Source organism: Ruegeria sp. SATB045 (genome assembly GCF_059613525.1).
In genome coordinates this window covers 207,620-221,600 of record NZ_JBXWSR010000028.1, presented here as the reverse complement: position 1 = coordinate 221,600, position 13,981 = coordinate 207,620, and the positions used below count along the sequence as shown (strand labels likewise).

Below are 13,981 nucleotides of genomic sequence, written 5' to 3'. Positions count from 1 at the left end.
ACTACCAGATCTGCCACAGGATCAGAGCGATCACTAGAACTAGACCTGCTGTAAATTGGGTAACGACATTCTGTTTGTTCAATTTTCGATCAAGCTCATTCAGTTTGGCGTGTAGCCCGATTTCCTGAAGTCCTAAAAAAGACTTTGTGTCCTCTATGTCGCCGGATGCGTCTTCGATTACTTCTTTGATTTTAACTAGTTCAGATTCTATTGCGCTTAGCTGTTTTTGTACGTCCGAACTCAATTCAGCGGTATCAACCTTTAAGTCAGCTATCGCTAAGTCAATTTGCTCAAGTATTACTTCGTTTGCCTCAGACTCGTCTCTTTGGTCTTCGTAGTTCATTGATGGTAGTCCTAGTCTAAATTTGTGAGGTACTTCGGTTTGTTTCGAGAATACTCTCTGGCGAGATGTGTGTGTACCGCTTCAAAGTGTTCCAATTCTTATGACCGCTTACCAACGCTACTTGCGGGACGCCATATCCCTTTTCAAACATCCTGCTAATCCCTTCGTGGCGGCAGGTATGGGCAGTGATACCTTCAAGTCCCGCTTTCTTGACTGCATCGGTGATAGCCAAGTTGACTTTATCTTGACTGAACGGAAACGGGCGTAGCGTCCCGGTCCCGCTCAATATCTCGTAAGAGCGGCCTAGCAGCGGTACGCGGTCAATACGACCTTTCTCGTGAGGGTCTTTGCGGTTCCGAATTGTGATAATCCGTCCGTCGATATCGTCCCTAGTCAAAGCGCACATTTCACCAGAGCGGATAGGCGTATCTATCAGGAACGGCACCACGTAAGAGGGTATGCGATTACTCTGCCAGTTACGAATAATCGCGTTCTCTTCCTCAATGCTAATACGTCTATCGCGGTGCTGAACGACAGGCATTTCACCGCCCTTATCAAGGCTAACCCGTGCCGCCTGTACCGCGTCTATGTTGGTTTCAATGAACCAGACCTGCTTGGCGTATCTCAGCATTCCTTGCAGCGTAGCTAGGTCTATCCGCGACGTTCCTAGACCGTAAGTACGTCCTAAAGCCCACGCTCTGACCTTGGGCGGGGTCAGTTCATCGGCTCTTAAATCGCAGTCTTTCAGTAGCCTTCCTACCGCAGAACGCTTGCTATCTGACCAAGTGTGCCCCTGTTCTTTCTCATAGCGCTGCAATAGTGTACTGATCGGTACACCCGCAAGACTGACAAAGCCGCTATCAGAAATATCGTGTAATTCCTGTTCCTTACGCCGCGCCCAATCCTGCGCTTTGACCTTATTGGGAAACACCTTAGTAGCCCTCTGGCCCTTGACTTTGACTTGTGCCCGCCAACCGCTGTTAATTTTTGTGAACGACGCCATTTATGTGCCTTTTGTGTGCCCAAACATATCTGTTTATGTTATTTCATGTTAAATATGAGATAGCAATAACCCATAAAAATAAGGGGTTTTGCTCGATTGCCGCTATAAATTGGTTAATAGTCGTTTAACGGCCGCGCGCACCTCGAACGGTAAATTAACCACGACTTCGTACCCCCTTCGTTCCTGCACAGGACGACAAGGGGAAATGTCATGTTGCGCTATTTGTTTGCCGACGAACTTAACAAGTTTCCGGAGCTCGCCGACGGAATGTTCCGCGACCGAGCCGATCAGTTCAAAACCCGACTGGGTTGGGACGTATATGTCAATGAAAGGGGGGAAGAGCGGGATCAGTATGATGATCTGAACCCGCTATATGTTATCTGGGAAGAAGAAGACGGCAGTCATGGCGGCTCGATGCGTGTGTTGCCGACAACCGGGCGCGTTATGGTAAACGAAGTCTTCGGACATTTGACCGGAGGTGAGCCGATCCACAGCCCACTGATCTGGGAGGTAACGCGGTTTTGCCTGTCGCGCACCGCTAGCCCGCATACCGCCGGTGCTATCATGCTGAGCGGGGGCGAAATCATGGAAGGGTTCGGCCTGACCCACATCGCCGGCGTGTTTGATGCACGAATGATCAGGATTTACCGGCTGATCGGGTCGTCTCCGGTGGTGTTGGGGTCGCAAGGAACGGGGCGTGATCAGATTTCGGTAGGGCTGTGGCCTTATTCTTCTGACGATTGCAACCGTGTGGCCGAACGGGCCGGTATCCCGCGTGAACTGTCGCGTCTTTGGTTCAAGACCGCTTTCGGAACCGCGCGGCAGCATCGGTTTGCTCTGTCGGCATAACTTGCGGAAAAGCGGAAACCGCATCTGGTGATAGCTGGCGCGGCCTTGTAGGGTCGCGCCATGTCTACGCCCCTCGTGACCTTCTCGGACGATCAGGCCGCCGCCTATGACAACATCGCAGAGATGTTGAGGTCGGCAGGCGTTGATCTGGATGACGATGCCTTGCTGAAACTGCCGGGCAACGGAAAATCCGGTGTGATGGCGGTGATCGGCAAGGCTGGGTCGGGCAAGACGCTGCTGTTGGCCGAGCTTTATAAGGCGTTGGCTGAAACTGGCGTTCAGATCGTCTCGGGCGATTTTGAAAGCCGCAAGGCGCGGGACAAACGCAGCCTTGCAATTCTGGCCCCCACCAACAAGGCCGCCAGCGTATTGCGGTTGCGCGGGGTTCCTGCGACCACGATCCACCGCATCCTCTATACCCCGGTCTATGACCCAGAATATGAGCGGATTGCCGAGTGGCTGGCCGGAAACGACGAACGACCCGAGATCGAGGGGCTGACGGAAGAGGCACTGGACCGTGCCGCCGCGTTTTATGAAAACAACAAGTCCATTCCGGGTGCTTTGGCCGCGGCGGGGCTACGTGGTTCGGATTTCATTACTGGCTGGAAGCGTCGGGAAGAACCCCTGGATATCGGGTTCGTGGACGAAGCTTCGATGTTGGATGACCGGCAGTTCGAGGACCTGCAGGAGATTTTCCCAACGTTGTTGCTGTTTGGCGATCCGGCGCAGCTTGCTCCGGTCAATCAATCGGGCAGCATGGTATTTGATGGTCTGCCCGAGCCGCGTAAGCAGATCCTGCACCGGGTGCACCGCCAGACTGCAGACAACCCCATTCTGGATTTGGCCCATGCGCTGGCGGACCCTGCCATGGGGTTTGAAGATTTCGAGCGTCTGGTTGAACAAACGGCCCGGCAGGATGACCGCGTCGTGTGGGGGCAGCGGGTCGAGGTTGATCTGATGGCCCGCAGCCCGGTTCTGGTGTGGCGCAATGCGACACGTATCCGTTTGATTCAGGCGTTTCGGCAGGTGCATGGTGCCCCGGACACCGAATTGCTGGAAGGCGAGCCGCTGATCTGTGATGGGATCGAACTGCCCTTGAAGCATCGCAAGAAGCGTCTGGACCTTGAAGCGCGCGGGCTGATCAAAGGGGCGCAGGTTGTTTATCTGGGGCCGGGTCGCAAGCCGGGTTTTTCGCGCCTGCACGTCATGGGGGCCGAGGACCCGCAGGTCAGCGCGGCCTCGATCGTGAAAATCGAAATGCCAGATGAGGAAGAGCCGTTCATCCCCTATGCCGCCCGCATGGGCGCGACCTTTCTGCATGGGGCGGCCGTGACCATCCACAAGGCGCAAGGCTCGCAATGGGACACGGTGCAGGTCTTTGCACCCGATATCTACGCGGCTGCTCGGATGGGCCGAACCGAAGCGGGGCAGCCCCTTTGGAAACGTCTGGCCTATGTGGCCATCACGCGTGCGCAGGAACGGTTGATTTGGGTGGTGCGAAACCGTTTGGCCAAGCCGACTTATCCTCTGCGCGTGGATGATCTGAGGGCGGTTCCGGCGGCCTCGCTGACATTGGAGGCGGAAGAGACATGAAGACGATCATCGTAACCGGCGCAAGCTCTGGCATAGGGCGCGCCACAGCCGAGCTGTTTCTGAATGAGGGTTGGACCGTAGGTTTGTTGGCCCGCAGTGCCGATAAGCTGGACGAAATTGCGCAACAGCACCCCAAGGCGATAGTTCTGGCTGCCGACGTGACGGATCCGGTTGCGGTATCTCGGGCCTTTCGGACGTTTTCCAATAGGGCGGACAGGCTGGATGTCCTGTTCAACAATGCGGGTATCTTTGCCCCCGGCGGCACCATTGATGAGATCGCGTTGGAAGACTGGTACCAAAGTGTAAACGTCAACTTGAACGGAATGTTCCTATGCGCGCGCGAAGCCTTTCGGATCATGCGACACCAGTCGCCTCAGGGCGGCCGGATCATCAATAACGGATCGATTGCAGCCCACGTGCCGCGACCAAATTCGGTGCATTACTCGGCAACGAAACACGCGATCACTGGGTTGACGCGTAGCCTGTCTTTGGACGGGCGGGCATTTGGCGTTGCCTGCGGTCAGATCGATATCGGCAACGCGCGGACGCAGATGGTGCAGGATTTGGTAGACAATGCCGTCGCAGCGGGGCAGCTGCCGGACCCCACGATGGACGTTGGTGACGCTGCCCGTTCGGTGCTTCACATGGCCGGTTTGCCGCCCGATGCGAATGTTCAGTTCATGACGGTTATGGCGACCACGATGCCTTACATTGGGCGTGGGTAACTCAGGTTTCGCGTAGTAGCCGGAAGGCGGTAGAAGCGCCCCAGCCAGCGGCAATCGCGATGACCAGAGACATCAGCCCATACCAGACGGGTTGTTCGCGGGACATTGTATAAAGGAACCGTTCCAGCCCCACTTTGCGCACGTCGATGATGGTTTCAAACTGCGACACGACTGCGCCGCCACGGGTGAGGAAAATGCGCGCCGCGTACTCACCTTCGGTCAGGTCCGCTGGCATGTCGATTGAGGTCCGAAATAAGGTTTGTTCGTCCACTGCAACCGTGTCCTCGCGGATGGAATACAGCCCTTCGTCTTCGCGGATACGCACGACGGCATCAGCGAAGTCCTGTGCCCCGCGAATGTGCATCGCTGCACCGACAGACCGGATCGCACGTTCAATCGAGACACGATAGCGTAGGTCTTCGGTATCCGATAGAATGTCATCCAGCGGCGCGCTTGTTGCGACGGCGTAGAAACTGGGCGCAAGGTCGACCAGAACGCTGTCGGTATTGACCCAAATGCCAAGCTTGCGTTCTTTTCTGCGAACGGTCACCGGGCTGGATGGCCCCGCAACGGCGACGATGACCTCAAGCGGGGGACCGGACGGAATGGGTGTTTCGCGTTTGACGGCCCCGAAAATCAGAATCTCGGACCCGTCAAACGTGGCTGTGATCGCCACGCGATCCTGGCTAAGGCCAAGAACAACGGATTCTTCTTCGGCCAACGCGGGCGTCACGCACAGGGCAAGCAAAAGGATCAGGCGCTTCAGCATGATCAGTGCCCCCCTTCCACGCCCAGCGAATACAGCTCGGACGGTTCCAAAAGCAGATCAAGCGCCAGCTTTCCGCAAACGACCAAAACCAACGCAGCCAGCAGAACGCGCAGCTGCTCGGCCGGCATACGCGCGCCGATCACCGTGCCGATCTGCGCGCCTATGACGCCTCCGACCAGCAGCAGAACAGCCAGAACGATATCGACCGTATAGTTCGTTGTCGCGTGCAGCATCGTGGTGAACGCTGTTACGAAAATGATCTGAAAAAGCGAGGTGCCGACGACAACTTTGGTGGGCATTCCCAGCAGATAGATCATAGCAGGCACCATGATAAAGCCGCCTCCGACCCCCATGATCGCTGAAAGAACCCCAACGCACAGCCCGACCACAATCGGCGGGATGACCGAGATATAAAGGCCCGAGGTGCGGAAACGCATTTTGAAGGGCATGGAATGCACCCAGCCACGCTGTCGTCGTTTCGCAGGCGCAGCGCCACCTTTTTTGGACTTTCGCAGCGCATTTAGGCTTTCGATGAACATCAGGCTGCCGACCACGCCGAGGAAGACGACATAGCACAGGGTAACCAGCAGATCGACCTGACCAAGACTTTTGAGGTAGTTGAATACCACCACCCCAAGGGCCGCGCCCATTAGACCTCCCGTCAGTAAGACAGTGCCCATCTTGAGGTCGACGGTCTTACGCCTGAAATGGGCCAGAACACCGGAAAACGAAGACGCGACGATTTGGTTCGCCTCGGTTGCCACAGCAACGGCCGGAGGGATGCCGATAAAGAACAGAAGCGGCGTCATCAGGAACCCGCCGCCGACGCCAAACATGCCGGAGAGGATACCGACCATACCGCCCAAACCCAGCAGCAGAAAAGCGTTAACAGAGACTTCGGCGATAGGAAGGTAGATCTGCATGGGGCACTAGGTCTTGTTAACAGGTGTGTTAGGTGATGATATGCGGTCCGTTTCCGGAAAGAGCTTTGAATTCTGCGTGAGGCGTGGCTTTGAACCCATTGGGCAATTTACCCGGGTGGGTATGTGTCCGGAATTGGCTGGCACAGGAAACACTCGCATACCTCTTTAGAGCGTCTGCGGCATGCAAAATCAACTGTGCATGCCGCTCTGCAGCGAACAGGACTGAAATCTGTCCGAAACTGGACTTATCACCGCTCTTTCACATAGGGCTCGCCACCCGCGCGGGGTGGAACAGCTTTGCCAACGAACCCGGCGAGAATCACCACGGTCAGGATATAGGGCAGGGCATCCATGACCTGTACCGGGATGACAACACCGCCCAGATCAATATTCTGGAATCGCAGCGCAACAGCCTGAAGCAAACCGAACAGCAGACACGCACCCATCGCATGCCAAGGCCGCCATTTGGCAAAGATCAGCGCGGCCAGTGCGATGAAACCCCGTCCGGCGGTCATTTCCTTGACGAACCCGGCTTGCAGGGCGGTCGCCAGATAGGCACCCGCGATCCCGCACAGCACGCCGCAAATCGCCACGGCGGCAAAGCGCAGCCCCACGACCGAGACACCTGCGGTATCTACAGCAGCCGGGTTTTCGCCCACTGCCCGCAGGCGCAAGCCAAAGCGGGTGCGGTAAAGAATCCACCACGTCAGCGGTACCATCAGGAAGGCGACATAGACGAGGATGGAATGCCCCGACAGAAGCTCGGAGTAGATCGGTCCAACGATGGGTACGCCGCTTATGGCGTCGGCAAAGGGGAAGTTGATCGGCTCGAACCGGCCGCCGCCGAACAGGGACGGAGTTCGCCCGCCCTGCTGGAACCAGCTTTGTGCGACCAGAACGGTCATCCCCGAGGCCAGGAAGTTGATCGCGACGCCCGAGATCAGCTGATTGCCCCGGAACGTGATCGACGCAACGCCATGAAGGGCCGACAGGATCAGTGAAGCCCCGATTCCTGCCAGAAGGCCCAGCCAGACCGAGCCGGTCACAGCGGCCACGGCGGCCGAGAAGAAGGCGGACATAAGCATCTTGCCCTCAAGCCCGATATCAAAGATACCAGCGCGTTCGGAATAGAGCCCCGCCAGACAGGCCAGCAGCAGTGGTGTTGCAAGTCGGATGGTCGAGTCGAGGACTTGGACGAGGGTTACGAAAGCTTCCATCACTGCGCTCCATTCCGCAGGCTCAGGAACAGCTTTTCAAGCGGCATCCGTACCATGTTGTCCAACGCTCCGGTGAACAGGATCACAAGCGCCTGAATGACCACGATCAGCTCACGCGGGATCGAGGTCCACAGCGCAAGTTCTGCACCGCCCTGATAGAGGAACCCGAACAGGATCGCTGCAAGGAACACCCCGAACGGGTGCGACCGCCCCATCAGCGCCACGGCGATGCCGATAAAGCCCGCGCCCTCGGTCGAGTTCAGGACCAGACGTTCCGCCTCGCCCATGACGTTGTTGATGGCCATCATTCCGGCCAATCCGCCCGAGATCAGCATGGCGATGATGGTAATGCGCACCGGGGAAATCCCGGCATAGACGGCCCCGGTTTCCGAATGGCCATAGGCGCGGATTTCATAACCCAGCCGCGTCCGCCAGATCAGCGCCCAGACCGCGACACAGGCCAGCAAGGCCACGAAGAACGAGATATTCGCGGGCGCGCCCCGGAACAGAGCATTCTCGGCGGTTGAGAACATGGATTGGAAGGTTGGCAAATGCACCGTTTCGGGGAAACGCGCGGTTGCCGGGTCTTGCGAGCCCTGCGGGCGCATCACGTTGACCAGCATATAGTTCAGGAAGGCTGCCGCGATGAAGTTGAACATGATCGTGGTGATTACGATGTGGCTGCCGCGCTTGGCTTGCAGGTAGGCGGGGATTGCCGCCCACATGGCACCGAACAGGGCCGATCCGACACAGGCGGCCAGCAGGGCAATACTCCAGTGTGGCCAGTCGATATAGAGGCACACCATGGCAACGCCCAGACCGCCCAGCATGGCCTGACCTTCGCCGCCGATGTTGAACAGACGCGCGTGAAATGCCACGGCTACGGCCAGACCTGTAAACATGAAGTTGGTCGCGTAATACAGCGTATAGCCCCAGCCATAGGTCGACCCCAGCGCGCCGGTGACCATAAGGTTCACGGCCTCGATGGGGTTTTCACCTATGGCGAGGATCACCAGCGCCGAGAGGATTGCGGCCAGTACCAGACTGATCAGCGGGATCAGAACGACATCGGCCCATTTGGGCATTTTATCCATGCTTCACGCGGCCTTTCCCGCAACACCGGCCATCAGCAGGCCCAGCTCTTTTTCATCCGTCTCATGGGGCAGGCGTTCGCCCATGATATGTCCGTCAAACATCACCGCAATCCGGTCGGACAGCGAGAAGATCTCTTCCAGCTCGACCGAAACCAACAAGATCGCCTTGCCCTGATCGCGCAGAGCAACGATCTGTTTGTGAATGAACTCGATCGCACCAATATCCACGCCGCGTGTTGGCTGACCAACCAGCAACAGATCGGGGTTCCGCTCGATCTCGCGCGCGACGACAATTTTTTGTTGGTTTCCGCCCGAGAAGTTCTTGGCCGCCAGCCAGCCATCGGGCGGGCGGACGTCGAACTTTTCCATCTTGGCCTCTGTATCAGCGCGTAGGGCGGCGTTGTCCATGAACAGCCCCCGCTTGTAGGCCGGGTCGCGGTGATAGCCGAAGGCCACGTTCTCCCACGCGTGAAAGTCCATGATCAGACCTTCGCGCTGGCGGTCCTCGGGTACATGCGCAATGCCCTGCGCACGGCGGGTTTGACCATCCGAGCCCGCCCCGCTCAGCGCCAATGATGCGCCGTTCAGGCGGATCGTGCCTTGGCCCGGACGCATCCCGCCCAGAACCTCAAGCAGTTCAGACTGGCCATTACCGGCGACGCCAGCGATGCCCACGATTTCACCCGCGCGGACGGTCAGGTCGATGCCTTTGACCCGCTCAACACCCGCACCATCGGTGACACTCAGATTTTCAATCTCAAGCACGGGCTGGCCGGGTTTTGCGGGCAGTTTATCCACCTGCAACAGCACTTTGCGCCCAACCATAAGCTCAGCCAGTTCCTGCGGGTTGGTATCGGCGGTTTTGACTGTGGCTGTCATCTCACCACGCCGCATGACCGAGACGGTGTCGGTGTTTTCCATGATCTCGCGCAGCTTGTGGGTGATCACGATGATCGTCTTGCCCTCGGACCGCAGCCGGTCGAGGATGCGGAACAGCTGATCGGCCTCGGCCGGGGTCAGAACCCCGGTGGGTTCGTCCAGAATCAGGATCTCGGCCTTGCGATACAGGGCTTTGAGGATTTCGACACGCTGCTGCATGCCCACGCCTATTTCGTCGATACGTTTGTCAGGGTCGACGAACAGCTCGTATTCTTCTTCCAGCGCTTTCAGTTCTTTACGCGCTTTGGACAGCGAGGGGGCAAGCAGCCCTCCGTCCTCGGCACCCAGAACGATGTTTTCCAGAACGGTAAAGTTTTCCACCAGCTTGAAATGCTGGAACACCATCCCAATACCTGCCGCAATCGCAGCCTGACTGTCGGGAATTTCGGTCTTGTCACCGTTGATCCAAATCTCGCCCTTATCGGCCTTGTAAAAGCCGTAGAGGATACTCATCAGCGTGGATTTGCCCGCACCGTTTTCACCGATGATCCCATGGATCGATCCGGGGGCGACGCTGATGGAAATGTCTTTGTTGGCCTGAACCGGCCCAAAGGCTTTGGAAATCCCTTTGAGCTCAATGGCGGGGACGGTCATGTCTTGTCCTCAGATTGCCGAAAGGGCCGCATGGCGCGCGGCAGAGTGGAGGCCGGGCGGAGGCTAAAACCCCCGCCCGCGCGATATCAGAACTGCAGTGCGGGGCAGCTGTCGTTCTCGTAGTAGCTGGTCACCGTGACATTGCCGTCAATGATGTCCTGACGCGCCTTGTCGACCGCGCCTTTCATCTCGTCCGAGACCAGCGACGCGTTGTTGTCGTCCATGGCAACGCCCACGCCTTCTTCGGCCAGACCCATGGCGAAGACGCCGGTTTCAAGGTTCTCACCCGCTTTCATCGCGTCATAAACGGCAACGTCCACGCGTTTCAGCATCGAAGTCAGAACTTTGCCCGGATGCAGGTGGTTCTGGTTGCTGTCCACGCCGATCGACAGGATGCCTTCGTCGGCAGCGGTTTGCAGAACACCCACGCCGGTGCCGCCTGCGGCTGCATAGATCACGTCAGCACCTTGGCTGATCTGCGCTTTGGTCAGCTCGGACCCTTTCACCGGGTCGTTCCATGCCGCCGGAGTGGTGCCGGTCATGTTGGCAACAACTTCGATATCGGGGTTCACAGCTTTGGCGCCCTGGGCATAACCACAGCCAAAGTGACGGATCAGCGGGATGTCCATGCCGCCAATGAAGCCAACGGTGCCAGATTCAGACGCCATTGCCGCCATCATACCAACCAGATACGAACCTTCATGCTCGGCAAAGCCGATCTGACGGATGTTCGGAGCGTCCAGCCAGTTCACGTCAACCGCGACAAATTTGGTGTCGGGGTAGTCGCCCGCAACTGCCGACAGCGGATCGGCCATGGCGAAACCCATGGTGATGATCGGGTTCAGACCAGCCTCGGCAAAGCGACGCAAAGCCTGCTCGCGCTGGGCTTCGGATTGCAGTTCGATTTCGCGATAGCTGCCACCGGTTTCATCGGCCCAACGCTGCGCGCCATTATGGGCGGCCTCGTTGAATGACTTGTCAAACTTACCACCCAGGTCAAAGATCAGGGCCGGTTCAGCCAAGGCCGCACCTGCGGTCAGTGCGACGGCTGCGGCGGCGCCCATCAAGGATTTCATCAGGGTCATTTGTTACTCCCGTTGTTATTGTCGGTCGGAGCCAAGATAGCCCCGTTCACCCACTAAGAGCGAGCATATCTGTTGTGATGGCGGGAATTAAGGCCGTTTGCAACAGCCGGGGTCAACTGATTTTTGACCATTTGGTCGAGAAAAAATTCGACGACTATTCAGGTCAAGTCACATTCCATCACGAGAGCGTCAATTTTCTGATTGTTTTCGCGCACATAGTACGATTTGCGTAATCCACAGGGGCGGTAGCCGCAGCTATGGTACAAGGACAGCGCCGGAAGATTGTCCTGCGCCACATCCAGAAAGGCGCGCGTCGCGCCCAATCTTTGGGCCTTTGCATGCCACTCGGCCATACGGATTCTTGCGAGCCCCTGACGCTGCAGGTCAGGATGCGTCGCTATTGTCAGCAGTTCCGCTTCGTCGGCGATTACCTGAAACAAAGCAAAGGACGTCGCGATTCCGACTACGTGAGTAAAACGATTCTGCAGTAAATCCGCGAATTCTGCCTCGGACCACGGGCGGGATTGTGTAAAAGCCGCAGAATGGGTTTTGGCAAGGGCTTGCGGAGTCATCCGTCCAACAAAACCGGTGGCGAGTCTTTGGACGGGGCCGCATCTGCCGCGCGGATGTAAAGCGGCGCAGGCGCGCTGTTTGTGGTTTGCCACTTCTGAGAAGCCACATTTGCGATCCCGCGAACCTGTACTTCGGGGTCATCGTTGAAAGCCAGTGGACCTAGTGATTCTGCCTGTTCAAGCGGGATCAAGGCCGGGTCTTGACCTTCGGGTGAGATATACACTTGATCCCGTGGTGCGCGAATGGCCGGTAACGCGCCTTGAGTTTCTTGCGCCAGCGCCTCAAAACCCGAAACGCCGACGGCCGGAACGCCAAGGCCCAACGCCAGCCCACGCGCAGCGGATACCGAAATTCGGATGCCGGTGAAATTGCCCGGCCCGATACCAACGCCGATGGCTGAAAGGTCTTTCCACGCGTATCCGGCCTGTGTCAGAAAATCTTCCAGCATGGGCATCAAGTGTTCTGCCTGACCGCGTGTCATGGCGTCGACTCGAACGGCAATGATCTGATCTCCGCGTAACAAAGCGGCCGCGCAATGCGCGGCCGATGTGTCAAACGCCAGAATCAGCGGGTCAGACGGCAACGGGGCGAACCTCGGTCACTTCAGGGATGTAGTGACGCAGCAGGTTCTCGATCCCCATTTTCAGTGTCAAGGTCGAGGACGGACAGTTCGCGCAAGCCCCTTGCATGTGCAGATACACAACGCCGCGGTCAAAACCATGGAAGGTGATATCGCCACCATCTTGGGCCACAGCAGGGCGCACGCGGCTATCCAGAAGGTCCTTGATCTGATTAACGACTTCCGCGTCTTCGCCGGTGTGTTCGGCATGGCCAGATGCGGTTGTGGCGTCAGCAGCCATGACCGGCTGGCCCGACTGGTAATGCTCCATAACTGCGCCAAGGATCGCGGGCTTGATGTGGTCCCACTGAACATCGTCAGATTTGGTGACAGTCACAAAATCATTGCCAAAAAAGACGCCGGTTACGCCGTTGACGGTGAAAATCCGGTTGGCCAAAGGTGACTTCTCAGCCGCTTCTGCCGATGGAAAATCTGCGGTGCCCGCCTCCAGCACAGTTTGACCGGGCAGGAATTTCAGGGTTGCAGGGTTCGGCGTGGATTCGGTCTGGATGAACATAGCGCGGCTCCGTTTCAGTTGCCTCTGATATGCGGGTCCGCGCGCGGGAAGTCAAGATTTGGAACGATTCTAAATTCCAGCCGCCAGCTTTATCGCCTCATCTAGCCGGTCATCGCCCCAGAACAGTTCATCCCCGACCAGAAAACTGGGGGCACCGAACAGTCCTTTGGCCTGCGCGATCTCGGATTGTTTTTTCAACGCAGCTTTGATCTGAGGGTTTTGCGTCCGGCTCAGCGTCTCTTCGGGCAATCCGGCGGCGGTCAGACAAGTAACCAGAACCGCGTCATCAGCGATTTTCTGGCCATGGGCAAACTCAGCGGAATAGACGGCGCGGACAAAGGCGGCTTTTTGGGCCGGGTCTTCGATGGCCAGCGTCAGGCGGGCCGCCTTCAAGCCGTTTTGCGGAAATGGATCGGGGCGCTGGAACGGCAGGCCGCGGTGGGCGGTCAGACGCTCCATATCGCGCCACATATACTGCCCTTTGGCTGGATAGAGGTTGAAGGGCGAATCCGTCCAGCCCTGTGCAAAAAAGATCGGGCCCAGCAGGAAGGGCTGCCAATCGACACTCACGCCATGCCGGGCGGCGGCCTCTTCGATCCGCATCGCGCTGAGGTAGGAATAGGTCGAGGCGAACTCGAACCAGAACTGAATGCTGCGGGGCATCTAGGTGATTTCTTCCAGTTTTTCCTTGCTCAGATCACCGGGAACGATGGTGATCGGGATCGGTAAACTGCCGGAGTTTTTGGTCAGTTGCGTCACCAGAGGACCGGGGCCCTTCTTTTCGACGCCCGCGCCCAGTACCAGCACGCCGATCTCGGGATCGGATTGCACGTGTTCGATGATTTGCGCCACTGGCTCGCCCTCGCGGATGGCCAGTTCCGGATCAACGCCCTGCTTGTCACGCATCCATTTGGCGAACACTTCGTAATGGGCGTGGATGCGTTCACGCGATTCCTCGCGCATCACCTCGGCCACTCCGATCCAGTGGTTGAACTCATCGGGGGGAATGACCGACAGGATCGTCACGCCGCCGCCCGTATGGGCCGCGCGCATGGCTGCAAAACGCATTGCGTTCAGGCATTCGCGGCTGTCATCCAATACCACCAGGAACTTACGCATGGGTGTCCTCATTCATTTC

16 protein-coding genes are annotated in these 13,981 nt (G+C 57.7%); 3 read left to right on the top strand and 13 right to left on the bottom strand.

What is annotated here, in order from left to right; all coding sequences use genetic code 11:
• Position 1: 1 nt before the first annotated feature.
• Both AC2FNR_RS16250 and AC2FNR_RS16245 read right to left on the bottom strand, forming a co-directional pair.
• Positions 2–343, bottom strand: coding sequence for a hypothetical protein (locus tag AC2FNR_RS16250; RefSeq protein WP_496850078.1), 342 nt, complete (start codon positions 341–343; stop codon positions 2–4).
• Positions 344–359: 16 nt separating this feature from the next.
• The gene (locus AC2FNR_RS16245; RefSeq protein WP_496850076.1) at positions 360–1,346 is read right to left on the bottom strand and encodes a tyrosine-type recombinase/integrase; all 987 of its coding nucleotides are present in this window, start codon (positions 1,344–1,346) and stop codon (positions 360–362) included.
• Positions 1,347–1,556: 210 nt separating this feature from the next.
• On the opposite strand from AC2FNR_RS16245, the gene AC2FNR_RS16240 reads away from it, so the two are divergent.
• The 3 genes from AC2FNR_RS16240 to AC2FNR_RS16230 are packed head-to-tail and all read left to right on the top strand — an operon-like array spanning position 1,557 to position 4,513.
• Positions 1,557–2,195 (top strand): acyl-homoserine-lactone synthase, encoded by a 639-nt coding sequence (locus AC2FNR_RS16240; RefSeq protein ID WP_496850074.1) that lies wholly within the window; start codon positions 1,557–1,559, stop codon positions 2,193–2,195.
• Positions 2,196–2,255: 60 nt separating this feature from the next.
• Positions 2,256–3,788: an ATP-dependent DNA helicase gene (locus AC2FNR_RS16235; RefSeq protein WP_496850072.1), complete on the top strand. Its 1,533-nt coding sequence runs from the start codon at positions 2,256–2,258 to the stop codon at positions 3,786–3,788.
• Positions 3,785–4,513 carry an SDR family oxidoreductase gene (locus AC2FNR_RS16230; RefSeq protein ID WP_496850070.1) on the top strand — a complete coding sequence of 243 codons (729 nt, stop codon included), beginning with the start codon at positions 3,785–3,787 and terminating at the stop codon, positions 4,511–4,513. The genes AC2FNR_RS16235 and AC2FNR_RS16230 overlap by 4 nt, the downstream gene beginning before the upstream one ends.
• Before the next feature lies 1 nt (position 4,514).
• Here AC2FNR_RS16230 and AC2FNR_RS16225 read toward each other — a convergent pair whose 3' ends face one another.
• The 11 genes from AC2FNR_RS16225 to AC2FNR_RS16175 all read right to left on the bottom strand — a co-directional run bounded on the left by AC2FNR_RS16225 (position 4,515) and on the right by AC2FNR_RS16175 (position 13,962).
• Positions 4,515–5,282 carry a TIGR02186 family protein gene (locus AC2FNR_RS16225; RefSeq protein WP_170353498.1) on the bottom strand — a complete coding sequence of 256 codons (768 nt, stop codon included), beginning with the start codon at positions 5,280–5,282 and terminating at the stop codon, positions 4,515–4,517.
• 2 nt (positions 5,283–5,284) lie between these two features.
• Positions 5,285–6,205 (bottom strand): sulfite exporter TauE/SafE family protein, encoded by a 921-nt coding sequence (locus AC2FNR_RS16220; protein ID WP_496850068.1) that lies wholly within the window; start codon positions 6,203–6,205, stop codon positions 5,285–5,287.
• Between the two features lie 248 nt (positions 6,206–6,453).
• On the bottom strand, positions 6,454–7,422 hold the full coding sequence (locus AC2FNR_RS16215; protein ID WP_170353496.1) for an ABC transporter permease: 969 nt from the start codon (positions 7,420–7,422) through the stop codon (positions 6,454–6,456).
• On the bottom strand, positions 7,422–8,516 hold the full coding sequence (locus tag AC2FNR_RS16210) for an ABC transporter permease (RefSeq protein WP_496850066.1): 1,095 nt from the start codon (positions 8,514–8,516) through the stop codon (positions 7,422–7,424). Before AC2FNR_RS16210 ends, AC2FNR_RS16215 begins: the two co-directional genes overlap by 1 nt.
• Before the next feature lie 3 nt (positions 8,517–8,519).
• The gene (locus AC2FNR_RS16205; RefSeq protein WP_496850064.1) at positions 8,520–10,049 is read right to left on the bottom strand and encodes an ABC transporter ATP-binding protein; all 1,530 of its coding nucleotides are present in this window, start codon (positions 10,047–10,049) and stop codon (positions 8,520–8,522) included.
• 86 nt (positions 10,050–10,135) lie between these two features.
• Positions 10,136–11,134 (bottom strand): BMP family lipoprotein, encoded by a 999-nt coding sequence (locus AC2FNR_RS16200; protein ID WP_170353493.1) that lies wholly within the window; start codon positions 11,132–11,134, stop codon positions 10,136–10,138.
• A gap of 158 nt (positions 11,135–11,292) precedes the next feature.
• Positions 11,293–11,706 carry a GNAT family N-acetyltransferase gene (locus AC2FNR_RS16195; RefSeq protein ID WP_170353492.1) on the bottom strand — a complete coding sequence of 138 codons (414 nt, stop codon included), beginning with the start codon at positions 11,704–11,706 and terminating at the stop codon, positions 11,293–11,295.
• Complete coding sequence (gene tsaB, locus AC2FNR_RS16190) at positions 11,703–12,290, bottom strand: tRNA (adenosine(37)-N6)-threonylcarbamoyltransferase complex dimerization subunit type 1 TsaB (RefSeq protein ID WP_496850061.1); 588 nt, start codon at positions 12,288–12,290, stop codon at positions 11,703–11,705. The genes AC2FNR_RS16195 and tsaB overlap by 4 nt, the downstream gene beginning before the upstream one ends.
• Positions 12,280–12,843: a NifU family protein gene (locus AC2FNR_RS16185; protein WP_170751753.1), complete on the bottom strand. Its 564-nt coding sequence runs from the start codon at positions 12,841–12,843 to the stop codon at positions 12,280–12,282. Before AC2FNR_RS16185 ends, tsaB begins: the two co-directional genes overlap by 11 nt.
• Before the next feature lie 69 nt (positions 12,844–12,912).
• A complete protein-coding gene (locus AC2FNR_RS16180) occupies positions 12,913–13,506 on the bottom strand; it encodes a 2-hydroxychromene-2-carboxylate isomerase (RefSeq protein WP_496850059.1) in 594 nt (197 codons plus the stop codon).
• Positions 13,507–13,962, bottom strand: a complete 456-nt coding sequence (locus tag AC2FNR_RS16175) for a universal stress protein (RefSeq protein WP_170353488.1) — start codon at positions 13,960–13,962, stop codon at positions 13,507–13,509.
• Positions 13,963–13,981 lie beyond the last annotated feature (19 nt).